The organism is Sphingopyxis sp. OPL5 (assembly GCF_003797775.2).
GTDB lineage: Bacteria > Pseudomonadota > Alphaproteobacteria > Sphingomonadales > Sphingomonadaceae > Sphingopyxis.
Window position 1 is genome coordinate 1914913 of the sequence record NZ_CP060725.1, and the last position, 23418, is coordinate 1938330.

Consider the following 23418-nt stretch of genomic DNA (forward strand, 5'->3'; position numbering starts at 1 on the left):
TGGATCAGCGGTTGAGGCTTCGCCGGATCGCGGCGATTTCGGCGTCGAGTTCGCTGTCGCTGACGCGCAGCGCCTCGACCGTGCGGACCGCGTGAATCACCGTGCTATGGTCGCGCCCGCCGAAGCGGCGCCCGATCTCGGGATAGGAGCGCGGCGTCAGTTCCTTGGCCAGATACATGGCAACCTGCCGCGGGCGGGCGATCGCGCGAACACGGCGCTTCGATGACATTTCGGATTTGTCGAGCCGGTAGTGGGCGCAGACCGCGCGCTGGATCTCGTCGATCGTGATGCGCGGGCGCGCGCTGCGGACATTTTCCGCCAGCCGGTCCTCGGCGAGCGCGAGGTCGAGCCGTGCGCCGGTGAGCGCGGCATAAGCGAGCAATTTGTTGAGCGCGCCTTCGAGTTCGCGGATGTTGCGCGTGAAATGCTTGACCAGATAGGCGACGACGTCGTCGGGCACCTCGACCATCGGCATCGCGGCGAGCCGCTGACGAATGATGCGGTCGCGCAGGTCGTCCTCGGGCGCCTCGATATCGGCGACGAGCCCGCCCGACAGCCGCGACAACAGCCGCGCTTCGACCCCGTCGAGCATAGCCGGCGGGCGATCGGCGGTGACCACCAGGCGTTTGCCCGCAGTCATCAGATCGTCGATCGTGTGGAGCAGTTCCTCCTGCGTCGAATTCTTGCCGATCACGAACTGCAGATCGTCAAGCAGCAGCAAGTCGGCAGCGCGCAGCCGCGCCTTGAACGCCATCATGTCGCCGCCGCGCATCGCGCCGACGAATTCAAGCATGAACTTCTCGGCCGACATCAGGATGATGGTCGCGGTCGGGTGCGCCGCGGCATAATCCTGCGCGATCGCCTGGATCAGGTGGGTCTTGCCTTGGCCGGTGCCCGAGCAGAGGTAGAGCGGGTTGAACTGCGGCGCCTCGACCATCGCCATGCGGCGCGCGGCGTTGGCGGCGAGGATGTTCGAGCGCGCGACGACGAAGCGGTCGAACGACAGGCGCGGGTCGAAACCGAGCAGTGCCGGATTCGCGGCCGGGGCGGGATTCTCGAAGGTCGGGAGCGGCGGCTGGGCAAGGATCGCGGCGCGCTCGGCGCCCGCGCTGGCGCCGCGCACAGTAACGCTGCGTACGACGGGCAGATGCTGGCGCCACGCGAGTTCGAGCCGGTCGCCGAAACGTTCGTTGATCCAGTTGGCCGAGAAGCGGCTCGCCGCCTCAAGCGTCACGACGCCCGACAGGGCGCAATAGTCGGCAAAACGCACCGGCTTCAGCCAATGGTCGAAGGTGCGCACGCCGAGGTCGCGGCGGAGCCCTTCGGCCACGCGCGGCCACAGCGTCGCGGCATCGCCGCTCATCGCCGTTTGTCCGCCGCCTTGGCCATAGCTCTCCCCGTCTGAAATCACACCTGTCCCCCAATCGCATCGCGCCATCGCCGTGCCCCCCGGCAGCCACGCCGCGACCGCGCGCACCGATCCCCAAGCACCCGTACGCAGGGCGCAGACTTCCTATCCGCGCGAGCAGCGAAGGAAGGCGAATCATGTGATGTGGCGGCCAGCGGCGAAGGCCGATGACGTCCCTGTCTAGGCAGGCGAGGCGGAGTCTATCAAGAGCGCGGCATGTAAAAATACTGAAATAAAAATCTTGACTCGCCCGAGGTCGCAGAATCGCGCGAAACACCAATTTTATTGTTTATTTTCAATTTCTTAATTGTGACATTTGTGTCAACAGAGAACGAATCGCGGTAAATCCGCCACTTACCGCATTGCAACACTAATGCCATCGCCCTGTCACAAAGTGGCGACAAAGGACCGTCCCGAAACGGACACAAAAAAGGACCCGCGGGCTTACGCCGGCGGGTCCTTTTTCAACCTGGTCCGGCACGGGGCCGAATCACGCGCCCATTCAGGCGATGGCGTTGACGCTCTTGGTCAGGCGCGAATATTTGCGCGCGACGGTGTTCTTGTGGAGCACGCCCTTGGCGACGCCGCGCGCCATTTCGGGCTGCGCAGCCTTGAGAGCCGCAGCGGCGCCATCCTTGTCACCGGCGGCGACCGCGTTCTCGACCTTCTTCACCAAGGTGCGAATGCGCGAAACACGATTCTTGTTCACGATGGTGCGCGCGGTGTTGCGACGGATGCGCTTTTTTGCCTGGGGCGTATTGGCCATAAATTCCTCAGTTTTCAAACGGTCTAGTACGGTCGGAGCACAGCGTCACCGGAGCAGCCGAATCGCGCGAAACGTGCGAATCAATGTCCGGATACGGCCGGTTCCGGACGACCGGACCCTGCTCGAAGGGTGCGCCCATAGCCAGCGAGGGGCCTTTGGTCAATGGTCTTGCGGGAAAAATCCCGCATCAGCGCTGGCATTTCGGGCAGTAAAAGGTCGAGCGGCCCGACTGGACGATGCGGACGATCGTGCCGCCGCATTCGCAGGCCTCGCCCTCGCGGCCATAGACGCGCCACTCCTTCGCGAAGTAGCCGAGGTCGCCCTCGGGACTCAGAAAATCGCGCAAGGTCGAGCCGCCCGCGGCGATGGCGGCGGTGAGCACGTCCTTGATCGCGGGGACGAGCAGCGCGAGCTTGGCCTTCGACACGTCGGCGGCGGCCTTGGCGGGGTGGATACGCGCCATGTTGAGCGCCTCGCACACATAGATGTTGCCGAGCCCAGCGACGATCGTCTGGTCGAGCAGCATCGCCTTGATCGGCGCGCGGCGCCCGGCGAGCGCCTTCGCCAGACAAGCGGCGTCGAACGCGTCCGACAGCGGTTCGGGGCCGAGGGTGACGAAAGCGGGAAAGGCGGTGAGCGGATCACCCGCGACAAGATCGACCGAACCGAAGCGGCGTGGGTCGTGGAGGAACAGCCGTTGGCCCGCCCCGGTTTCGAGCAAAAGATGGTCGTGCTTGCCCGCCTCGCCGCCTTCGGTCCGCCAGCGCCCCGACATGCCGAGGTGAAAGATCAGATGATCGTCGCGGTCGGTCGAAACGATGCCATATTTGGCGCGGCGCGACAGGGTGGTGACCGTGGCGCCGGTCAGCCGCTGCGCCAGGTCGACGGGAAAGGGACGGCGCAGGTCGGGGCGGAAAGTGATCACCGACGCCAGTCGCTGGCCTTCGAGGAAGGGCGCGAGGCCGCGGACGGTGGTTTCGACTTCGGGAAGTTCGGGCATATCGCCGATCGCGCTACGCGCCATTTGCGCGGGCGGCAAGGCCCCGCTAAAGGCCGGTTCGACTTCGTTTCTCCCCCGCAAAGGCGCGACCCCATGACCACCCCCGACACCGTCAGCTTCGGCTATGAACAGGTTCCTGCGGGCGACAAGACCGCGATGGTCGGCGAGGTGTTCAGCCGTGTCGCCCGCAAATATGACATCATGAACGACGCGATGTCGGGGGGCATGCACCGGCTGTGGAAGGATCGTTTCGTGCGCCGCGTGAAACCGCGCGACGGCGAGGCGATTCTCGACATGGCGGGCGGCACCGGCGACATCGCCTTTCGCATGGAGCCTTCGGGCGCGAGCATCACCGTCGCCGACATCAACCCCGACATGCTGGGCGTCGGGGTCGAGCGCGCCGCCGAACGCGGCATCGACAGCCTGGTATGGAGCGAGCAAAATGCCGAGAAACTGTCGTTTCCCGACCAGTTTTTCGACGCCTATACGATCGCCTTCGGCATCCGCAACGTCACCGACATCCCCGCGGCGCTGAAGGAAGCGCACCGTGTGCTGCGCTATGGCGGACGGTTTTTCTGCCTCGAATTTTCGACCAACGAATGGCCGGGTTTCGCGCAGGCCTATGACGCCTATTCGCACCGCGTCGTCCCCAAGCTCGGCAAGCTGATCGCGCAGGACGAGGACAGCTATCGCTACCTGATCGAATCGATCCGCCGTTTCCCGCCAATGCCCGCGTTCGCGCAATTGATCCGCGAGGCGGGCTTCACATCGGTCAAGGTCGAGCCGATCATGGGCGGGCTGGTCGCCATCCACAGCGGGTGGAAAGCTTGACCCGTCCCGCCACGCATATCCTGCGCCTGTTAAAATGGGGCCGCATCCTCGCGCGCCATGGGGCGCTGCGCGGGATCGAAAGCGCGCCGACGACCCCGCCGGGTGTGAAGCGCCTGTGCCGGATCGCGCGTTTCGGGACGGTGCAGCCGAAAATTCCCGATTATGCCGCGGCCTTTCAGGCGATCGGCCCCGCCGCGGTCAAGCTCGGCCAGACGCTCGCGACGCGCCCCGACATCGTCGGCGAAGAGGCGGCGCGCAATTTGCTGACGCTGCAGGATGCGCTGGCGCCCGTGGCATTCGAAAAGATCTGCGAAGAGATCGAGCGCGCGTTCGAAGCGCCGCTCGAAACGCTCTACGCCGAGTTCGACCCCGTCCCCGTCGGGTCGGCATCGATCGCGCAGGTCCACCGTGCCTTCACCACCGAAGGCCGCCAGGTCGCGGTCAAGGTCCGCCGGCCGGGCATCGACAAGCAGTTCGCACGCGACATCGATACCTATGAATGGGCAGCCGCGCATCTCGAGGCGCTCGGCGGCGAAGCGACGCGGCTCCGCCCGCGCGAGGTGATCGCCAACTTCCGCCGCTGGACCCTGCGTGAGCTCGACCTCAGGCGCGAGGCCGCGTCGGCTTCGGAGCTGGCTGATGCGATGGTCGGGGTGCCGACCTATGAAGTTCCGGCGATCGACTGGGACCGCACGACGAGCCGCGTGATGACGCTCGACTGGATCGACGGCATCAAGATCTCGCACCGCGATGCGCTGATCGCCGCCGGGCATGACATGGAGGCGCTGTCGGCGAACCTCGTCAACGCCTTCCTGCGCCAGGCGATCGCCGAGGGCTTCTTCCACGCCGACATGCATCAGGGCAATTTGTTCGTGAAGGCCGACGGCACGATCGCCGCGGTCGATTTCGGCATCATGGGGCGGATCAACCGGCAGGCGCGCTATTGGCTCGCCGAAATCCTCTATGGGCTGACCACGGGCAATTACCGCCGCGTCGCCGAAATCCATTTCGAGGCGCAATACGTCCCCGACTACCATAATGTCGAGGAATTCGCGACGGCGCTGCGCGCGGTCGGCGAACCGATGCGTGGCAAGCCCGTGAGCGAGCTGTCGGTCGGCCAGATGCTTGATGGACTGTTCGCGATTACCCGCGACTTCGACATGCAAACCCAACCGCACCTTCTGCTGCTACAAAAGACGATGGTGATGGTCGAGGGCGTCGCGACGATGCTCAACCCCAGGATCAACATGTGGGACGTGTCGGGGCCGTTCGTGCAGGAATGGATTCGCGACGAGCTCGGCCCCGAAGCCGCGCTCGCCGACGGCATCCGCGAACAGGGCAAGACGCTGGCGCTGATCCCCGACATCATCCGGCGGCTCGATGCGCAATTGCCGCGCAAGGGTGCCGCACCGCCCGCGCCGCCGCTGCCCGACATCCCCCTAATGTGGGAGCGCGGCGAGAAACGGCGCTGGTGGCGCTATGCGCTAACGGCGATCGTCGGCGCGGCGGCGGGGGTTATGGGGATGGCGTGGTTCGCCTCCTGACGTTCGCGCACCGGTCAGCCGTCGTGCAGCTGGCCGGCGGTGCGCTGCTGACCGCGATAGAAGCGGGGATTTTCGGGCTGGCCTTGCTGATGATGATCGTATCGGCGGGCGAGGTAGCGCGTTATCCCGGAGCCGCAGAGGCGATTGTCGAAAATTTCCTTTTCCTGTGGGGGATGTTCGCGGTAACGCTGCCCTTTGCCCTGATGGTCTCTTTGATTGTCCTGTGGCCGACCGCAGCGATCTCGGGCGGCTTACTGCTGCTTGGGGCGGCGCAAGACCGCCGTTTCGCGGCCACTTCGCTCTGGATCGCAACCGGTGCGGCCGTCGGGATCGGCTATGGTTGGTTGTTCTTCGTCGAAGGCTTGCCGCGGTTCGACATCGTCGAGGGACCGCTCGCACCCGTGGCGGCGCTGGCATGGGCCGGCGCGTCGGGTGGCTTCGCGGGCCGGCGCCTGCGCCGAAAACTCGGCCGCGCCGGACGCTTCGGCGCGCCAGTCGCGGTCGGTTGATCGGGGCGGGTAATGCGCATATCTTATGCGCAAGGAGAATGGCGATGAACCGTCCCACGCGATTCGAAGGCCCCAAGAAGGCGACCAATGTGTCGCTGAACGCCGAACTGGTCGAAGAGGCGAAGCAGCTTGGTATCAACGTCAGCGAAGCGTGCCAGACCGGCCTCGCCGTCGAGGTGAAGAAGGCGCGCGAGGCGGCATGGCAGGAAGAAAATCGCGCCGCGATCGAAAGCTGGAACGATTATACGCGCCAACATGGCCTGCCGCTCGCCAAATATCGGCAATTTTGATGCCGCAGTTCGATGTTCACCGGAGCCGCGACGGATCGGCGCTGCTGCTCGATTGCCAGAGCGATCTGCTCGACCATTTCGACACGCGCTTTGTGGTGCCCCTCCTTCCAGCGCAAACGGCGCAGACATTGTCGCGGCTGCATCCGGTGTTCGAGATTGACGGCGAACACCATATCATGGCGACGCAATTGGCATCGGCGGTCGACAGCAAGGACCTTGGCGACAGGGTCGCGTCGCTCGCCGATCGGCGCTACGAGATTTTGAATGCGGTCGATATGTTGGTGACGGGAGTTTGACGATGGCCGCGAAACGCATCCTCCTCATCATCGGCGGCGGGATCGCCGCGTACAAGAGCATCGAGCTCGTCCGGCTGCTGCGCAAGGCGGACTATGTCGTACGCTGCGTGCTGACGCGCGCGGGCGAGCAGTTTGTGACGCCGCTGACGCTCGCGGCGCTCAGCGAGAACAAGGTCTATTCCAGCCTGTTCGACCTGAAGGACGAGGTCGAGATGGGGCATATCCAGCTGAGCCGCGAGGCCGACCTGGTCGTCGTCGCGCCAGCGACCGCCGACCTGATGGCGAAGATGGCGGCGGGCATCGCCGACGACCTCGCCACGACGCTACTGCTCGCGACCGATAAGCCGGTGCTCGCGGCGCCCGCGATGAATGTGCGGATGTGGCTGCATGCCGCGACGCGACGCAATGTCGCAACGCTGCGCGGCGACGGGGTGACGGTGATGGAACCCGACGAGGGCGCGATGGCGTGCGGCGAATATGGGCCCGGACGGCTGCCCGAGCCGCCGGCGATTTTCGATGCGATCGGGAAAGCACTGGCGGACGCACCCGCACTTTCGCCGCTCTTCGCCCAGCCTGATTTCGCGCCGGCGAACCATCGCCCGCTCTTCGGTCGTCGCATCCTCATCACCGCCGGGCCGACCCATGAGCCGATCGACCCGGTACGCTACATCGCCAACCGGTCGAGCGGAAAGCAGGGGTTCGCGATCGCCGCCGCCGCCGCCGAGGCCGGCGCCGAAGTGTTGCTGATCGCCGGACCGGTCGAACTGCCGACTCCGCCCGGGGTGATCCGCGTCGATGTCGAGACCGCGCTCGAGATGGCGGCCGAGGTGCGGGACGGACTGCCCGTCGATGCCGCGATCATGGTTGCCGCGGTCGCCGACTGGCGCGCAGCCGACACCCGCACGCAGAAGATCAAGAAGGACGGCAGCGGCGCGGTGCCGCCGCTCGCGCTCGCCGAGAATCCGGACATATTGGCGGGCGTGGCGAAGAGTCCGCAGCGCCCGCCTTTGCTGATCGGCTTTGCCGCCGAGACCAACGATGTGCTCGCGCATGCCGAGGCGAAACTGGGGAAGAAGGGCTGCGACTGGATCGTCGCCAACGATGTCTCCGCCGACCCGATGGGGGGCGAGACGAATCGGGTACATATCGTTAGCAAAGACGGCGTAGACAGTTGGGACCGGTTGCCCAAGGCGGCTGTCGCCCGCAAATTGATGGAAAAGATCGCCGATGAGCTCGATGCGCGTGTCCCCCTCCAGCCCGATTGAAATCCGGGTCCAGCGCCTGCCCAACGGCGGCGGCTTGCCCCTGCCCGCCTATGCGTCCGACGGCGCGGCGGGGATGGACGTCGTCGCGGCCGAATCGCTGACGATCCGCCCCGGCACGCGCCACGCGGTCGCGACGGGGTTCGCGATGGCGATCCCGTCGGGTTACGAGGTGCAGGTGCGACCGCGGTCGGGCCTGGCGCTGAAGCATGGCATCACCTGCCTCAACACGCCGGGAACGATCGACAGCGATTATCGCGGCGAGGTAAAGGTGATCCTGGCGAACCTCGGCGACGAACCGTTCGAGATCAAGCGCGGCGACCGCATCGCGCAGTTGGTGCCGGCGCCGGTACAGCGCGCCAGTTTTGCCGAGGTCGAGACGCTGGATGACACCGAGCGCGGCGCGGGCGGCTTTGGATCGACCGGGGTGACGAGCGACAGCGCCGCCGAAGACGAACCGATCGATGACAGCATCCCCGAGAATGTCGGATCGCTGTCAGGAATCAAGCTGCGACGGCCGGGGGAGTAATTGCTCTCCGACACCGAACTCGACCGCTATGCTCGCCAGATCATCCTGCCGCAATTCGGCGGGGCGGGGCAGGCGAAGTTGAAGGCAGCGCATGTCGCAGTGATCGGCGCGGGCGGGATCGGCTGTCCGGCGATCACCTATCTGGCGGCGGCGGGGATCGGCAGGCTGACGATCATCGATCATGATATCGTCGAGCTGTCGAATTTGCAGCGGCAGCCCTTGTTCACCGATGGCGACATCGGCAGGCCAAAAGCCGAAATCGCAGCCGAAGCGATCGACCGGATCAACCCACATGTTGATTTCGATGCGCAAGTCATTCGCCTGACGAACAGCAACGCGGCGGCATTGCTCGCTGGTGCGAGCCTGATCCTCGACGGGTGCGACAATTTCGACACGCGGCTCGCGGTCAATCGCACAGCGATGGCGCTGCGCATCCCGCTGCTCTCGGCAGCGATCGGGGCGTTCGAAGGGCAGGTCGCGCTGTACGAAGGCTGGCGCGAGACGAGCCCCTGCTACCAGTGCCTCGTCGGCGCCGATCCCGACCGCGAGGGGATCAACTGCGCCGAACAGGGCGTGATGGGCGCGCTCGCGGGAATGATCGGGACAATGGCGGCGCTGGAGGCCGTGCGCGCACTGACCGGCTGGGGGCAAAGCTTGGCAGGGCGGCTGGCGATACTCGACATGCTCGACCGGCGCTGGCGCGAGGTCGGCATCGCCAAGGATCCGGGATGCCCGACGTGCCGGGGCTGAGCATCATCGTCGCGGGGGGTGACGATCAGCGGTTTTATGGTGCGCTCGAAACCGCAATGGCCGCGACGGCGCTGGGATCGCCCACCCGGATTTTCCTGCAGGGCGAAGCGGTCGCCTTGCTCCGCGAACGCGTGTCGGCCACTGGCGACGCCCCGCGGGAGGCGGCCGGGATGCCAGGTCTCGCGCCGATGATCGAGGAAGCAGCGGCAATGGAGATCGAGTTGTTCGTTTGCCAGTCGGGGATGGCGCTGGTCGGCCTGACAGCGGAGGAGATGGTGCCGCAGGCCAAGGCGGCGGGGTTGGTTAGCTTTCTGCGCGAAGTAGGGGCGGGCGACCGGTTGGTGGTATATTGATCGTCGTCACGGATTCTCGCACACCTTGATATCTTCGGGCGCCGGCCGCTTGCCGTCGGGGACGAAGCGGGCGAGATAGCCGCCTGCATGCTGCTTGTCGTCGTAGGACAGCAGCTTGTAACCCACCGCCTCGAATTCGCAGACGAGCAGGCGGAACGGCGTGCCGTGGTCGGCGATCGGGCGGTCGCCATCGACGACGAGCACCTGTCCGCCCGCGCGCAGCGCCGGGCGGAGCCGCCACAGGAAGGCGTAGGGCTCGCCGATCTCGTGATACATATGGACCATGAAGACGCGGTCGAAGCTGGCGGCGGGGAGGCGCGGATCGTCGACCGCGCCGAGCTTGATCGAGACATTTTCGAGCCGTTCGCGCGCGATACGATCGGCGAGGCGCTCGATCACCTCGGGCATGATGTCCTGCGCCAGCACGCGCCCGCCGGCACCGACGCGCTGGGCGAGGCGGACGGTGTAATAGCCGTCGCCGGCGCCGATGTCGGCGACGGTCATGCCGGGACGAACGTCGGCCGAATCCATCACATCCTCAGCCTCGTTAAGCCGGTCGCGTGCCTCTTCGGTCGACCATTTGGTCGAAACGGTCGGCGCGACCGGGCGGTCGGCGGGCGGGAAGTCGCGGGCGGTCTCGGTGCGGTCGCTATCGCCCTCCCACGGCGCGTCGCAGCTGCCGAGCAGCGGCAGCACCACCAGCGCGGCGAGCAGGGCGGCGCCGCGGATCATCAATCGATATCCTCGACCTCGACCTTTTCGCCGGTCACCTTCTGCGACAGGGCGGCGGCCATGAACGGGTCGAGCGCGCCGTCGAGCACGTCGCCGGGGGCGGTCGATGTGACGCCGGTGCGGAGGTCCTTCACCAGCTGATAGGGCTGGAGGACGTAGGAGCGGATCTGGTGGCCCCAGCCGATTTCGGTCTTGGCTTGATATTCGCCCGACGCCGCGGCTTCGCGCTTCTGCAGTTCCGCCTCGTACATGCGCGCCTTGAGCATGCCCATCGCGGTCGCGCGGTTCTTGTGCTGCGAACGGTCGTTCTGCGACGCGACGACGATGCCGGTCGGGATGTGGGTGATGCGCACCGCCGAATCGGTGGTGTTGACGTGCTGGCCGCCCGCCCCCGAAGCGCGATAGGTATCGATCTTGAGGTCGCCCTCGTTGATCTCGATGTCGATATTGTCGTCGATCACCGGATAGACCCACACCGACGAAAAGCTAGTGTGGCGCCGCGCCGAGCTGTCGTAGGGCGAGATGCGGACGAGGCGGTGGACGCCGCTTTCGGTCTTCGAATAGCCATAGGCATTCTCGCCCTTGACCAGCATCGTCGCCGATTTGATGCCCGCCTGTTCGCCCGCCTGATATTCGACGAGTTCGACCTTGAACCCGCGCTTTTCGGCCCAGCGGCTGTACATGCGCTGGAGCATTTCGGCCCAGTCTTGGCTCTCGGTGCCGCCGGCGCCGGCGTGGACCTCGATATAGGCATCGTTGGCGTCGGCCTCACCCGCGAGCAATGCCCGGATCTTGTCTTCCTCGGCGCGCGCGGCGAGTGTCGCGAGGCTCGCGACCGCCTCGTCGACCATTGCCTCGTCGCCTTCCATTTCGGCAAGTTCGATCAGTTCGGCGGTGTCGGCGCATTCGGTCTCGATCGCGCGCGTCGCGGTGATCGCCTCGTCGAGGCGGCGGCGTTCGCGCATCACGTCCTGCGCGGCACGCGGATCGTTCCACAGGGTCGGGTCCTCGACCTTGGCGTTGAGCTCGTCGAGCCGCCGCACCGCGCGATCCCAGTCGAGAAAGCGGCGCAGCAGCGCCAAGGCGGCGCCGATCTTGTCGATATGGTCCTGCGCTTCGGCGCGCATGTCCTTGCTCCTGAAAATATGTTGGTCACGCCCTTACGGCCTGCGGAGCCGAAGGGGAAGAAGGCGCGGCGGGTCAGATGATGCCGCCGCGATCCTCCAGGAAGTCACTGTCGCTGCGCCCGCCCCTGCCCTCGCTGACCGGCGCATCCTGTCGCTTGGCGGCCTTGGCAGGCTTGATTTCCTCTTCGCGGATCGTCCGTCGCGGTTCGCTTTCTGGCTTGAAAGCCTCCCAGATGATCGACGCCTTGGGGTCAGTGCCCGGCCAGCTGCCATAGACGCGGCGGCCCGACTGGCGGTCGATGCGCACCATGCGGATGCCCTTGGGCGCGGTGAAGGGGATCGGTTGGCGATCGTCGAGCGCGACGAGCGCGAAATCCTTGAAGATCGGCGCGGCGAGGCTACCGCCCTGGGCATAGCCGCCCATGTCGCGCGGCTGGTCGTAGCCGATATAGACGCCGGCGATGACGTCGGGCGACCCGCCGACGAACCAGACGTCCTTGGGCCCCGAGGTCGTGCCGGTCTTGCCGAACAGGGGCACCCCGAGGTCGCGCAGGCGAACCGCGGTACCGCGCTGGACGACGCCTTCGAGCATATGGACGACCTGATAGGCGGTAAGCGGATCCATCAGCTGCTTGCCCGTCTTGGCAAAGCGGGGCATCGGACGGCCGTCCCAGTCCTTTTTGTTGCAGCCCTCGCACGCCTTCCAATTGGCGGGAAAGATCACCTTGCCACGGCGGTCCTGGACATAGTCGATCACGCGCGGCTTGAGTTCGCGACCGTGGTTGGCGAGCATTGCATAAGCGTTGGTGATCTTTTCGACCGTCGTCGAGCCGGCGCCGAGCGCGGTCGAGAGATAAGGTTCGTGCTCGCCGATACCCATGGTGCGGATCGTGTCGACGATCGGTTCCATACCGACCTGGCTCGCGGTGCGCACCGTCATCAGGTTACGCGACTGTTCGAGGCCCCAGCGCATCGTATGCTCGCCCGAACCACCTGCGCCGCCGAAGTTGCGGAAGCATTTGTTGCCGAAGCGCGCGCCCTGATAGACACAGAAAGACCCGTCGACGATCATCGTCGCGGGGGTCATGCCATTGTCGAGCGCGGCAGCATAGACGAAGGGCTTGATCGTCGATCCCGGCTGACGTTCGGCCTGTGTCGCGCGGTTGAACGGCGAAAGGCGGACGTCGAAGCCGCCCTGCATCGCATAGATGCGGCCCGAATGCGGGCTTTCGACAATCATTCCGCCCGATACTTCGGGAATGTTGCGCAAGCCATAGACGCCATTGCCCGTCGCCTTGACCGCGATCATGTCGCCCGGGCGCATCGCCGAGAAGGCGCTGCCGCCGGTCTTGCGATAACCGAGGCTCGCGGCGCCCGCCGGCAGGGTGCCCGTCGTGCCGTCGGCGAAACCGATGCGTGCTGCGGCAGCGCTTTTCGACAGCACCGCGGCGATGCGCCAGCCGTCGTAATCGATGCCAATGAAGCTTGAGGCGAGGCGGCTTTGCCACTGGTCGTCGGCCTCGATCGTCGCGATCGGTCCCGACCAGCCTTTGCCCGCGTCGTAGCGAATCAGGCCCTTGCGCAGCGCGCTGGTCGCCGCCGCCTGCATCTTGCCGTTATAGGCGGTGCGCACCCAGAGGCCGCCGGCATAGACGCTGTGCGGCCCATCCTCGGCGGTCTCGCCGAATTGGGCCATCAACTGGCGCCGGGTTTCTTCCATATAATAGCCGCCGACCTGCGCGATCGCGCGGTTGCCCGTTTCGCTGAGACCCAGCGGCATCGCGCGCGCGGCATCGCGCTGCGCGACGGTAATCCATTCGTTGCGGAACATTTCGCCGAGCACGAAATTGCGCCGCGCCAGCCCCTCGGCGGCGAAGCGCGACCGGCCGTATTTTTCGGGCGCCTTGGGCAGAATGGCAAGGAAGGCCATTTCGTGGAGCGCGAGCTGATCGACATCCTTGTCGAAATAGGCGCGCGCTGCGGCCTGGACACCAAAGCTGCGACGGCCGAGCGGGATCTCATTGAGGTAGAGTTCGAGAATCTGTTCCTTGCTCAGCGCACCCTCGATACGGCGCGCGAGGATCAGTTCGCGAATCTTGCGGCGATAGCTGAGCTCGTTGCTCAAGAGCAGGTTCTTGGCGACCTGCTGGGTGATCGTCGAAGCGCCGACCGGCCGACCGCTGTTCGTCATGTTGGTGACGATCGCGGTAGCGATGCCCGGATAGTCGATGCCGCCATGGCTGAAGAAGGTCCGGTCCTCGGCGGCGAGAAAGGCGCGCACGAGAAGCTGCGGATATTCGCTATAGTCGAGCTGGACACGGCGTTCGCGGGCGTAGCTGTGCACCGGCGCGCCTTCGGCATCGCGGACCATCGTCGGCAGCGGCGGTTCGTAATCGCGCAGCTGGTCGACCGAGGGCAGGTCGCGCGCGAAAATCAGCCAGATGAGGAAGAGCCCGAGCAGGCCGACACACGCCAGATAGCCGAGCCAGCGGAACCAGCGGCGCGCCCACATGGTGCGAAACCAGCCGAAAACGGCATTGCTGTCGCGGCGCAGGCGCAGGCGCAGGCGGAAATTGGGCGGACTGTCGGCGACCATCGTGAGCAGCCTCTAAAGCGTGTCCGGGCGAAAGGGAAGTATGGTTGCGGTGGGGTGCATGTTACCCCGCCGACCCGCGGTAGGGCCGGTCATGTCACCGCGCCCTGCCCCTTGCTCCCACCGGCCAGATCGCGACCAGAGTCTCGTTCTCGACGACATGATAATGGTCGTAGAGATTCACCGTCGGATCGCAGTGCGGCACGGTGAGCGTGACCGGAGCGCCGGGCGCAAGCGTTTCGCAGATGCCGGGCGCGATCAACGCGGCATGTTCGTCGCCCATGAAGGCGAAAAAAGCCGTTTCCGGCGCGCCGCGCCGGACGACCGCGACGCCGCCGTCAGTGGACAAGGCTTTATAACCGGCGTCGATGGTGACGAGTCCCGAATGCTTGGCGCTGACGACGCGGGCGTCGACACCCAGCGCAGTTTCAAAGGGGACGGTGCCGTCGCCGGTGAGGTCGCAATCGAGATATTGCTTGTCCATGAAGACATAGCTGCCCACCTGCAATTCGGTGAAGACCGCAAGATCGATGTCGATGCGATGGGTCCCGGTGCCCGATCCGGTGACGATTTCGGGCGCGAAGCCAGCGTCGGTCAGCGCGGCGATGACAGCTTTCAGATAGGCAGCGCGCTCCCCGATCGCGACGCGGCGGTCGGCAAAGCCTTCGATATGCTGCCGCGACCCGCAGTAATATTGCACGCAGCGGTAGTGCAGATTCGGGAGGATCGCGACCGCCCGGGCGAGCGCCACCGCCGCTTCGGGAGAGGCGACGCCGGCGCGTGCGATGCCAGGGTCGATGTCGATGACGACATCGAGGCTGGTTTCGAGCGCCACATTGATTCGTCCGGCAACGGCGGGATGGTCGATGACCGTCATCAGGCCCTCGGCCGTCCTCGCGAACGCCGCCAGCCGTTCGATCGCGCGCGGCGCAGCAACCGGCGAGGTGATCAGGATGCCGGTGATGCCGCCGTCGGCCAGCACCTCGGCTTCGCCGATCTTGGCGCAGCAGACCCCGGAAGCGCCCGCCGCGAGTTGGCGCCTGACGATATCGACGCTCTTGTGGGTCTTGGCGTGAGGGCGCAGGCCGACACCATGCGATGAAAGGCTGGGACAACAGCCGCTCGATCTCGGTCGCGATGCCGAACATGCCGCGCGACAGACGCTGCGCTTGAAACAGGTCGGCGTCGGTGCCGGCATCACACCATCGCGCTTCGCCGTCGGCGCCAATCAGGCGGAAACCGCGTGCCATCGTCGACAGATTGCCGAGATCGACCCCGGTGCCGTGGGTGCCGGTCGCCATCGCGCCCGCGAGCGACTGCGGATTGACGTCGCCCTGGTTGGCGAGCGCGAGTCCTTCGTCCCACAGCGCGGCGGTCAGCCGCTTGATACTCCAGCCCGCCGGGATGCGCGCGGTCTGGCGGTCGGGGGCGATGGCGATCCGGCCCGGAAGCGCATCGAGATTGAGGATCAGTTCGTCGCTTGCGCAGAGCGGCATGAAGCTGTGGTCGGCGCCGGTGGAACGGACCTTGGTGGCGGTGCGGACGCGCTGCGCGAGTTCGTCTTCGCTTTGCGGGCGGGTGGCGGCGACGGGCGCGGCGACGCTGCCCGATCAGTTGCTCCAGCCCATATTTCTCTCCCCTCAGCTTGCGGCGAAGCTGTCGGGGCGGGGGATGATGGTCAAATGAAATTTACGGGAGCAGTGACGCGATCTGGCGCGCGAAGTGGATCTGCACCGCGTCGCGGACGCCGCGCGCGACCTTTTTCTGGCCCGCCGCCGAGCCGAGGAATTCGGCGTCGCCCTCGTTCGAGATGAAGCCGGTTTCGAACAGGACCGACGGCGTGTCGGGCGCCTTCAGCACTACGAACGACGCGAAGCGATGCGCGGTGGTGCGAAACTTGACGTCGTCCGACGCCTCGCGCTGGAGCAGGCGGGCGAAGTCCGACGCGACGTTCATCGTCTCACGCTGCGTCAGGTCCAGCAGGATCGACGACACGTCGCTGCTGTGCGCGCCAAGATCGACGCCGTTGATGATGTTCGCCTTGTTCTCGCGCGCCGCGAGCCGCGCCGCTTCGCGGTCGGAGGCGACTTCCGAGAGGGTGTAGATCGACGCGCCGCTCGCCTGCTGGTTTTCGGCGGCGTCGGCATGGACCGAAATAAACAGGTCGGCCTTCAGTCGACGCGCGATGCCATAACGTTCCTCGAGCACCAGATAGCGGTCGTCCGAACGGGTGAGCGCGACGCGAACGCGGCCCGAGGCGATCAGGTCGTCGCGGATCGCGCGCGCGATGCCGAGAGTGATATCCTTTTCGCGCTTGCCGCTGTGCGGGCTGATCGCGCCCGGATCGTGCCCGCCATGCCCGGCGTCGATGACGACGAGCGGCAGGCGCGGATTGTTCGGTCCCTCAATCTTCGGCAGCGCAACCGCGGGCTTCGCCTTGCCGATCGGCACGGTCACCGAATAGCGTTTTTCGGGCGGTTTGGCGCGGAACTGCGCCGGCGGCTGAAGCTGAACGCGGGGCGCGCGCGAAGCGCGCTGGAACTCGTCCGCCGAGACAGGACTCAGCTGGAACGAGAGGCTGCGCCCGTCGGCGGCGAAGCGCGCGTTCGAGACGAGGGCCGGCCGGTCGAGGTCGAGCACGACGCGCGCGGTGTCGGGGCCTTGCTGGCCCTGGCGGACGGTGCGCACGAACCCCGCCCCCTGCGGCGAACGCCCCGCCTGCGCACCCGCGATGTCGAGCGCGATGCGGTCGGGACCCGCGAGCAGCAAAGTCGACGCGCTGGCGACAAAATCGTCGAAACGTACCGTCACCTCGCCGCCCGTGATCTCGATCGCGCCGATATTGCCCGCCAGCACCGCGGGCGTGGCCATCAGCGACGAGAGGAAGAGCGACGCGAGAAGCATGGGACGATTATGCCGCCGGGCAGGACGATTGGTCCAGTATTTATCTGAAAGCATCCAAGGCCACCTGCGGGTCATCACGATGAACCGGTCATTAGGGATGCCGCGTCAAGTCAGGGTGAAAGGGCAGGGTTAACCAGCGGTTTAGCATGATCGGGCGGAAGGCACGCCTTGCCGCGGGCTTTGTCATGCCCATATTTTTCCGGTGCTTGGCTGTTGCCGTTCGATGACGCCGATGCTAGCACCCCGAACGCTGACGGTGTCATTGCCTGACCCGTCGGGCCTTATGCGGGGAACGCGCCCAATCGGTACCGGATCACGGACCGGACGGCGGCTCTCCCCCGGTGCCCGACAATCCAGGCCTGGCAACCTGCCGTCGGCCCACCCGGATGCCCGGGCAGCGAAGGAAGATCAGCCGCTGGTCGATTCGCGCTGGCCGGTCATCCGCTAAACAGGTTGATGCCGCATGAGGCTTGCCATGCCCTCTTTCACCCGCGACGCAGGCGCTTTCGCGCTTGCCGTCGCTCGGGCGGAAGACCGCATGCGCGTCCACGACCGGACGCGGGCCGCACAAGGCAATAACGTCTTTTTTCCATTGAACCCTTTCGACCGCAGTCATCCCGTATGGATGGCCGCGGCCTTTTTTGTTGGCGCGCCGCGGCGCGCCTGGAGTGATAATAATGACCACGCGCATGTTGATCGACGCGCGGCACCGGGAAGAAACCCGTGTCGCCGTCACCAAGGGAAACCGCATCGAGGAGTTTGATTTCGAGTCCGCCGAGCACAAGCAGCTCAAGGGCAATATCTATCTGGCCAAGGTAACCCGTGTCGAACCGTCGCTGCAGGCGGCATTCGTCGAATATGGCGGCAATCGCCACGGCTTCCTCGCGTTCAGCGAAATCCATCCCGACTATTACCAGATTCCGAAGGAAGATCGCGAAGCGCTGCTCCGCGAAGAGGCTGAGCATGCCGCCGAGGCCGCGATGCGCGCCGAGGAAGACCTCGACGAGCTGGAAGGCGATGTCGCCGACGTCGAATATCATGACGACGAAAATGGCGATGCCCCGGCCCCCGAAACCGTCGGCGAAGACCATGACGGCGACGAAGGCGACGACGAAAATGGCGACGCCGGGGACGATGCCGAAGAGGGCACCGAAGAAAACAAGGACGGTCGCGGCGACCGCAAGGGCCGTGGGCGCGGGCGCGACGGTCGCAAGGGCGGCCGGGGCCGCGGACGCCGCCGCGACGAGGACGAGGACGGCGAAAGCCGCATGTCGCTGCGTCGCCGCTATAAGATCCAGGACGTTATCCGTCGCCGCCAGGTGATGCTGGTCCAGGTCGTCAAGGAAGAACGCGGCAACAAGGGCGCTGCCCTCACCACCTATCTGTCACTCGCCGGCCGCTATTGTGTGCTGATGCCGAACACGATGCACGGCGGCGGGATCAGCCGCAAGATTTCGAACGGCGCCGATCGCCGCAAGCTGAAGGCCATGGTCGACGAGCTTAACCTGCCGCCGACGATGGGCTGCATCGTGCGCACCGCCGGCATGAGCCGCACCAAAGTCGAGATCAAGCGCGACTTCGACTATCTGGCGCGCGTCTGGGACGAGATTCGCGAAAAGACCCTAGGGTCGAGCGCGCCGGCGCTGATCCATTCGGACAGCGACCTGGTCAAGCGCGCGATCCGCGACATCTATCACAAGGATATCGAGGAAGTACTCGTCGAGGGCGAGGACGGGTATCGTGCCGCCAAGCAGTTCATGAAATTGCTGATGCCGAGCCACGCGCGCCGCGTGCAGCAATATGCCGACCCGGTATCGCTCTATCAGCGCTATGGCGTCGAGGACCAGCTCGCCGGGATGCTCAATCCCGTCGTCCAGTTGAAATCGGGCGGTTATCTCGTGATCAACCCGACCGAGGCGTTGGTGTCGATCGACATCAACTCGGGCCGGTCGACGCGCGAGCATAATATCGAGCAGACCGCGGTCAGCACCAATTTGGAAGCCGCGCACGAGATCGCGCGCCAACTGCGTCTGCGCGACATGGCCGGGCTGATCGTGATCGACTTCATCGACATGGATCATGGTTCGAACGTCCGCAAGGTCGAGCGCGCCATGAAGGACGCGCTGAAGAACGACCGCGCGCGCATCCAGATCGGCCGCATCTCGGGCTTTGGGCTGATGGAGATGAGCCGCCAGCGCCTGCGCACCGGCGTGCTCGAGGCCTCGACCCGCCCCTGCCCGCATTGCGAAGGTACCGGCCTCGTCCGCACCGCGTCGTCGGCGGGCCTCAGCGCGCTGCGCATGATCGAAGAGGAAGCCGCACGCGGCAAGGGCAGCAAGATCATCCTGCGCGCGAGCCAGGAAGCGACCTTCTACCTGCTCAACGAAAAGCGCCGCGAACTGCGCGAGATCGAGGATCTGTACGGCGTCAGCGTCGAAATCCTGCCCGACGGCGAGACCGAGGGCGCGCGCATGGCAATCGAGGTAGGCGGCCCGCCGCCGGTCGCGCGCCGTAGCTTCGCCCCGATCGCCCCGATCGAGGACGATGACGACGACGAGGAATATTTCGACGAGGAAGAAGAGGCCGAGGCGGAAGCCGAGGCGGAAAAGACCGAGCGCCCCGCCCGCCGCGAACGCGAAGAAGGCGACGCCGACACCGATGGCGAAGGCCGCAAGCGCCGTCGTCGTCGCCGTCGTGGCCGCCGCGGCCGCCGTGACGATGAGGGCAATGAGATCGGTGAAGGCGCCGAAGGCGGAGACCGCGAAGGCGACGCGCCCGAGGATGACGACGCCGGCGAAGCGGTCGCCGAAGTCCCCGTCGACGCCGAAGGCGAAACCGCAGCCAAGCCGCGCCGCCGCCGTGGCGGTCGTGGCCGCAAGCCGCGTGATGAGGAAGCCGAAGAGGCCGAGGCCGCAGAAGCCGAAGCCCCGATCGAGGCCGAAGTCGCTGCCGAGCCGGTGATCGAAGAAGCGCCCGTCGCTGAAAAGCCGAAGCGCAAGCCGCGCCGGACCAAGGCGCAGATCGCCGCCGAAGAGGCCGAAGCCGCAGCAGCGGCCGAAGCGCCCGCACCCGTCGAAGCCGTCGCTGAGGAAACGACCGAAACCGTCGCCGCAGCCGAAGCCGAGGTCGAACCCGCCAAGCCCGCGCCCAAGAAGCGTGCGCCGCGCAAGACCAAGGCCGCAGCGGCCGCCGCAGTCGAAGAGGCCGCGACCGCATCGACCGAGGTCGCGGCGCAGGACGGCGAAGCCGTCCCCGTCGGCAGCGACGAAGCCACCGACGGCGAACCCCGTCGCGGCTGGTGGCAGCGCACCTTTGGCAACTGATCGGCGGACCCCGATTGGCGGCAATTGATCGCATCCTTGCGATCGCAGCCTTGCCACCGATCGTCCTGAACCCCACAAGGCCTTCATGGCTTCAGTTGAGGTTCAGGCGCTCGGCGCAAGGACATATGTGATGAGTTTTTCCCCGCCGCAGCGCCTGATACGGGCCGACGCCTGGCGTTCGCTGGTCCGGTTGCTGATGACGGTCGTCGTCCTGCTCGCGGTCGCGGTGCGCCCGGTGGCGGCGCAGTCGATCCTGCGCGACGCCGAAACCGAAGCCCTGCTCCAGGACATGATGGACCCGCTGCTCGTCGCGGCGGGGCTGCAGCCGGGGCAGGTGCGTGTCCATTTGCTCGGCGAGCGCAGCATCAACGCCTTTGTCGCGGGCAGCCAGGACATCTATGTTTTTGCGGGACTGATCGACGCTGCCGACAGCGCCGAAGAGGTGCAGGGTGTGCTTGCGCACGAGCTGGGCCATGTCATGGGCGGCCACGCGATCCGCATCAACGACGGCGCCAAGGCGGCGACCAGCATTTCGCTGCTCAGCCTGTTGCTCGGTGCAGCAGCGATCGCGGCGGGCGGCGGCGAAGCCGGCATGGGGATCATGATGGCGGGGCAGCAGGCCGCGCTCGGCAAGTTCCTCGCGTTCAGCCGTATCCAGGAATCGACCGCCGATGCCGCAGGCGCGCAATATCTGTCGAAGGCTGGGATCAGCGGACGCGGCAGCCTGGCCTTTTTCAAGAAGCTCCAGAATCTCGAATTCCGCTATGGCGTCAAGCAGGACGACGACCAGGCCTATGGCCGCACCCACCCGATGTCGGGCGACCGCATCCAGTCGCTGCGCGAAGTCTATGTCGTCGATGCGGCGTGGGCAAAGCCCGCCGACCCGGCGATCGAACAACGGTTCCAGCGGATCAAGGCGAAGCTGCAGGGCTTCATTTCCGAACCCGAACGCACGCTGCGCAAATATCCCGAAAGTAACACCAGCGTGCCGGCCCGCTATGCGCGCGCCTATGCCTGGCACAAGAGCGCCTATCCCCAAAAGGCGCTTGCCGAAGTCGAAGGCCTGCTCGCCACCGCGCCCGAGGACCCCTATTTCCTCGAGCTCGAAGGCCAGGTGCTGCTCGAATCGGGGCGCCCAAAGGAAGCGATCCCACCGCTGCGCAAGGCGGTGGCCAATTCGCGCTCACAGCCGCTGATCGCCGCCTTGCTCGGCCACGCCCTGATCGCGACCGAGGAGCCGGCCAATTTCCCCGAGGCCGAAGAGGTGCTGAAGACCGCGATCGCGCTCGACAACCAGAACCCCTTTGCCTGGTACCAGCTCGGCATCGTCTATGCGAACAAGGGCGACCAGCCGCGCGCCGCGCTCGCCTCGGCGGAACGCTACCAGCTCGAGGGTAGACAGGCGATGCTCGCGCTGCGTAACGCCGACCTCGCGATGCAGGGCCTGCCCGAGGGGTCGCCCGACTGGATTCGTGCACAGGATATTTCGCTGGTCGCGCGCGCCGAGGTGGAACGCGAACGCAAACGGCGCTAGATTCGAACGCACGAAGCGGGGACGCATCGTCCATATCGATGCGCAAGGGCAACAAGTGACTGATAGAAAAGACGATTATTACCAGCCGTGGCTGCGTGACCCGGCGCCCGCCGACGATGGCGCACGCGCCGCATCGACCGAGGCACGCGACGATGGTGGCCTGGCCAAGCCACGCGAGGTGCCGCCGATCGGACTCGACGTGTCGCGCTATCCGGCCGAGACGCACACCCCACGCAAACCCGCAGTCGATGGCGAGCGGCTGAAGGCCGGCGCACACGGGCTGTGGCGGGCGATCCGCGACGGCAGCAGCGCCTTTGCCGACTGGACGATCCGCGTCGGCGAAAGGGCCGATATTCCCGCTCGGGTCGAGGCGATGGAAATTCCGCGCCGCTCGCGTAAACTCGCCGGACGTACAGCCGATGCCACCGCGCGGACTGCCAAGGCTCTCGGCCGTGGAACCGCGCGCGGCAGCGCCGCCGCCGCCGCCGCGAGCGCCAAGGCGTGGGACAAGATAGCGCTCGGCGAAAAGGTCGGCAAATTGTCGAGCGACGCACAACGCGGACTGGGCGATGTCGCGGGCAAGGCCGGCGAAGCGCTGGGCCAGGCCGCCAAGGCGAGCAAGGAAAGTCTGGGCGAGGCGGCGACAAAACTGCGCCCCGCGCCGCGGATCGAAGCCGGACCACCGCCATCGGGGCTTGAACAATTGCTCGCACGCGAGGCGCAGGAAGCGGCGGCCGCAACCACCGCGACCAACCCGGCCGCGCCCGACCTGCCGCTGTTCGCGAGCGAACCGGGCATCGAACTCGCGGCACGCAAAACGACGCCGGCCAAGTCCGCCAAAGCGGCATCGGCGACGCCCCCTCCTTCGGTCTCCGCGCCGGCGCCCGACGATCGGACGCCGCAACGCCCGCGGCCATCGCGCGGCGGATCGGACGGCGTCGCCCTGCCCGCGCCCGGCTGGGTAATCGCGCTCGGCGGACTGCTGTTGCTCGGCGCGACCTTTTGGCTCGGCGGCCGTTTCGGCGGTGGCTTGTCCAAGAGCGAGGTCGAGACCGTCGTCGCCGACTATATCAAGGCCAATCCGCAGCTCATTCCCGAGGCGCTGACCGCGCAGCGCGACCGCGAGATGGCGAAGGCGATCGACGCGATCCGCCCGGCGCTCGAAAAACCCTATGCCGGCGCGTGGGCGGGCAATGCCGACGGCGACGTGACGCTCACGGTCTTCACCGATTATGCCTGCGGCTATTGCCGCGCCAGCCTGCCCGACCTCGACCGGTTGATTCGCAGCGATCGTCGGCTGAAAGTGGTGTTCCGCGAACTGCCGATCATCGCGCCGCAGAGCCGTGATGCTGCGCTGATGGCACTCGCCGCCGCGCGGCAGGGCAAATATGACGCGTTCCACCATGCGATGTTCCAGGCATCGTCGCTCGATCGAGGGGCGATCCTCGCGGCCGCCGAAAAGGCCGGCGTCGTCACCGACGGCACCGCCGATGCGACCGCAAATGAAGCTTTGTTCCAGCGCGAACTCGACTCCAACCTCGCCATCGCAAGCCAGTTGCAGCTGAACGCAACCCCGACCTGGGTCGTCGGCAACCAGTTGCTGCAGGGGCAGATCGGTTACGACGGCCTGCGCGCGGCGGTCACCAAAGCGCGGACCAAGGGTTGAG

19 protein-coding genes and 2 pseudogenes are annotated in these 23418 nt (G+C 66.2%); 12 read left to right on the forward strand and 9 right to left on the reverse strand.

Features of this window, described 5'->3' with window-relative positions; all coding sequences use genetic code 11:
- Positions 1-4: 4 nt before the first annotated feature.
- The 3 genes from dnaA to mutM form a co-directional block, all read right to left on the reverse strand.
- Positions 5-1363 carry a chromosomal replication initiator protein DnaA gene (gene dnaA / locus EEB18_RS09190; RefSeq protein WP_187140060.1) on the reverse strand — a complete coding sequence of 453 codons (1359 nt, stop codon included), beginning with the start codon at positions 1361-1363 and terminating at the stop codon, positions 5-7.
- Between the two features lie 547 nt (positions 1364-1910).
- Positions 1911-2174: a 30S ribosomal protein S20 gene (gene rpsT, locus EEB18_RS09195; RefSeq protein WP_056344834.1), complete on the reverse strand. Its 264-nt coding sequence runs from the start codon at positions 2172-2174 to the stop codon at positions 1911-1913.
- 187 nt (positions 2175-2361) lie between these two features.
- The gene (gene mutM / locus EEB18_RS09200; RefSeq protein ID WP_187140059.1) at positions 2362-3174 is read right to left on the reverse strand and encodes a bifunctional DNA-formamidopyrimidine glycosylase/DNA-(apurinic or apyrimidinic site) lyase; all 813 of its coding nucleotides are present in this window, start codon (positions 3172-3174) and stop codon (positions 2362-2364) included.
- Positions 3175-3267: 93 nt separating this feature from the next.
- Here mutM and EEB18_RS09205 point away from each other — a divergent pair, with 93 nt between their 5' ends.
- The 9 genes and pseudogenes from EEB18_RS09205 (at position 3268) to EEB18_RS09245 (ending at position 9538) form a co-directional block, all read left to right on the forward strand.
- Positions 3268-4005: a class I SAM-dependent methyltransferase gene (locus EEB18_RS09205; RefSeq protein WP_187140058.1), complete on the forward strand. Its 738-nt coding sequence runs from the start codon at positions 3268-3270 to the stop codon at positions 4003-4005.
- Entirely contained in the window at positions 4002-5549 is a 1548-nt protein-coding gene (gene ubiB / locus EEB18_RS09210; protein ID WP_187140057.1) for a 2-polyprenylphenol 6-hydroxylase, read from the forward strand. Before EEB18_RS09205 ends, ubiB begins: the two co-directional genes overlap by 4 nt.
- On the forward strand, positions 5534-6058 hold the full coding sequence (locus EEB18_RS09215; protein WP_187669104.1) for a hypothetical protein: 525 nt from the start codon (positions 5534-5536) through the stop codon (positions 6056-6058). Before ubiB ends, EEB18_RS09215 begins: the two co-directional genes overlap by 16 nt.
- A 44-nt stretch (positions 6059-6102) precedes the next feature.
- Positions 6103-6348 (forward strand): type II toxin-antitoxin system CcdA family antitoxin, encoded by a 246-nt coding sequence (locus tag EEB18_RS09220; protein WP_187140055.1) that lies wholly within the window; start codon positions 6103-6105, stop codon positions 6346-6348.
- Positions 6348-6644 (forward strand): CcdB family protein, encoded by a 297-nt coding sequence (locus EEB18_RS09225; protein WP_187140054.1) that lies wholly within the window; start codon positions 6348-6350, stop codon positions 6642-6644. Before EEB18_RS09220 ends, EEB18_RS09225 begins: the two co-directional genes overlap by 1 nt.
- 2 nt (positions 6645-6646) lie before the next feature.
- Entirely contained in the window at positions 6647-7909 is a 1263-nt protein-coding gene (coaBC, locus tag EEB18_RS09230) for a bifunctional phosphopantothenoylcysteine decarboxylase/phosphopantothenate--cysteine ligase CoaBC (protein ID WP_222943159.1), read from the forward strand.
- Positions 7881-8333: pseudogene (gene dut / locus EEB18_RS09235) on the forward strand (dUTP diphosphatase); the annotation flags it as partial. The gene coaBC and the pseudogene dut, both read left to right, overlap by 29 nt.
- 102 nt (positions 8334-8435) lie before the next feature.
- A complete protein-coding gene (locus tag EEB18_RS09240; protein ID WP_187140052.1) occupies positions 8436-9185 on the forward strand; it encodes a HesA/MoeB/ThiF family protein in 750 nt (249 codons plus the stop codon).
- A complete protein-coding gene (locus EEB18_RS09245) occupies positions 9164-9538 on the forward strand; it encodes a DsrE family protein (protein WP_262408175.1) in 375 nt (124 codons plus the stop codon). Before EEB18_RS09240 ends, EEB18_RS09245 begins: the two co-directional genes overlap by 22 nt.
- A gap of 6 nt (positions 9539-9544) precedes the next feature.
- Here the strand turns inward: EEB18_RS09245 and EEB18_RS09250 are convergent, their stop codons facing one another.
- The 6 genes and pseudogenes from EEB18_RS09250 to EEB18_RS09275 form a co-directional block, all read right to left on the reverse strand.
- A complete protein-coding gene (locus EEB18_RS09250) occupies positions 9545-10270 on the reverse strand; it encodes a class I SAM-dependent methyltransferase (protein WP_187140051.1) in 726 nt (241 codons plus the stop codon).
- Positions 10270-11397, reverse strand: a complete 1128-nt coding sequence (prfB, locus tag EEB18_RS09255) for a peptide chain release factor 2 (protein ID WP_056344856.1) — start codon at positions 11395-11397, stop codon at positions 10270-10272. The genes EEB18_RS09250 and prfB overlap by 1 nt, the downstream gene beginning before the upstream one ends.
- A gap of 73 nt (positions 11398-11470) precedes the next feature.
- On the reverse strand, positions 11471-13993 hold the full coding sequence (locus EEB18_RS09260; RefSeq protein ID WP_187140050.1) for a penicillin-binding protein 1A: 2523 nt from the start codon (positions 13991-13993) through the stop codon (positions 11471-11473).
- Between the two features lie 94 nt (positions 13994-14087).
- Entirely contained in the window at positions 14088-15188 is a 1101-nt protein-coding gene (locus EEB18_RS09265) for a DSD1 family PLP-dependent enzyme (RefSeq protein ID WP_262408176.1), read from the reverse strand.
- Positions 15189-15249: 61 nt separating this feature from the next.
- Positions 15250-15516 (reverse strand): annotated as a pseudogene (locus tag EEB18_RS22705) (FAD-binding protein); the annotation flags it as partial.
- 163 nt (positions 15517-15679) lie between these two features.
- Positions 15680-16894, reverse strand: coding sequence for an N-acetylmuramoyl-L-alanine amidase (locus EEB18_RS09275; RefSeq protein WP_262408178.1), 1215 nt, complete (start codon positions 16892-16894; stop codon positions 15680-15682).
- A gap of 677 nt (positions 16895-17571) precedes the next feature.
- Here EEB18_RS09275 and EEB18_RS09280 point away from each other — a divergent pair.
- From EEB18_RS09280 to EEB18_RS09290, 3 genes are all read left to right on the forward strand, one after another.
- A complete protein-coding gene (locus tag EEB18_RS09280) occupies positions 17572-20217 on the forward strand; it encodes a ribonuclease E/G (RefSeq protein ID WP_187140048.1) in 2646 nt (881 codons plus the stop codon).
- A gap of 130 nt (positions 20218-20347) precedes the next feature.
- On the forward strand, positions 20348-21751 hold the full coding sequence (locus EEB18_RS09285; protein ID WP_187140047.1) for a M48 family metalloprotease: 1404 nt from the start codon (positions 20348-20350) through the stop codon (positions 21749-21751).
- A 55-nt stretch (positions 21752-21806) separates the two neighbouring features.
- A complete protein-coding gene (locus EEB18_RS09290) occupies positions 21807-23417 on the forward strand; it encodes a DsbA family protein (RefSeq protein WP_187140046.1) in 1611 nt (536 codons plus the stop codon).
- Position 23418: the final 1 nt, after the last annotated feature.

Excerpts from the sequence above, each read along its gene's own strand:
- EEB18_RS09220 (WP_187140055.1), top strand. The coding sequence starts at position 6,103 with ATGAACCGTCCCACGCGATTCGAAGGCCCCAAGAAGGCGACCAATGTG.
- EEB18_RS09205 (WP_187140058.1), top strand. The coding sequence starts at position 3,268 with ATGACCACCCCCGACACCGTCAGCTTCGGCTATGAACAGGTTCCTGCG.
- EEB18_RS09260 (WP_187140050.1), bottom strand. The coding sequence starts at position 13,993 with ATGGTCGCCGACAGTCCGCCCAATTTCCGCCTGCGCCTGCGCCTGCGC.
- dnaA (WP_187140060.1), bottom strand. The coding sequence starts at position 1,363 with ATGAGCGGCGATGCCGCGACGCTGTGGCCGCGCGTGGCCGAAGGGCTC.
- coaBC (WP_222943159.1), top strand. The coding sequence starts at position 6,647 with ATGGCCGCGAAACGCATCCTCCTCATCATCGGCGGCGGGATCGCCGCG.
- prfB (WP_056344856.1), bottom strand. The coding sequence starts at position 11,397 with ATGCGCGCCGAAGCGCAGGACCATATCGACAAGATCGGCGCCGCCTTG.
- EEB18_RS09285 (WP_187140047.1), top strand. The coding sequence starts at position 20,348 with ATGAGTTTTTCCCCGCCGCAGCGCCTGATACGGGCCGACGCCTGGCGT.
- EEB18_RS09280 (WP_187140048.1), top strand. The coding sequence starts at position 17,572 with ATGACCACGCGCATGTTGATCGACGCGCGGCACCGGGAAGAAACCCGT.
- EEB18_RS09245 (WP_262408175.1), top strand. The coding sequence starts at position 9,164 with ATGCCCGACGTGCCGGGGCTGAGCATCATCGTCGCGGGGGGTGACGAT.
- EEB18_RS09275 (WP_262408178.1), bottom strand. The coding sequence starts at position 16,894 with ATGCTTCTCGCGTCGCTCTTCCTCTCGTCGCTGATGGCCACGCCCGCG.
- EEB18_RS09265 (WP_262408176.1), bottom strand. The coding sequence starts at position 15,188 with ATGCCGGCACCGACGCCGACCTGTTTCAAGCGCAGCGTCTGTCGCGCG.
- EEB18_RS09250 (WP_187140051.1), bottom strand. The coding sequence starts at position 10,270 with ATGATCCGCGGCGCCGCCCTGCTCGCCGCGCTGGTGGTGCTGCCGCTG.
- EEB18_RS09225 (WP_187140054.1), top strand. The coding sequence starts at position 6,348 with ATGCCGCAGTTCGATGTTCACCGGAGCCGCGACGGATCGGCGCTGCTG.
- mutM (WP_187140059.1), bottom strand. The coding sequence starts at position 3,174 with ATGCCCGAACTTCCCGAAGTCGAAACCACCGTCCGCGGCCTCGCGCCC.
- rpsT (WP_056344834.1), bottom strand. The coding sequence starts at position 2,174 with ATGGCCAATACGCCCCAGGCAAAAAAGCGCATCCGTCGCAACACCGCG.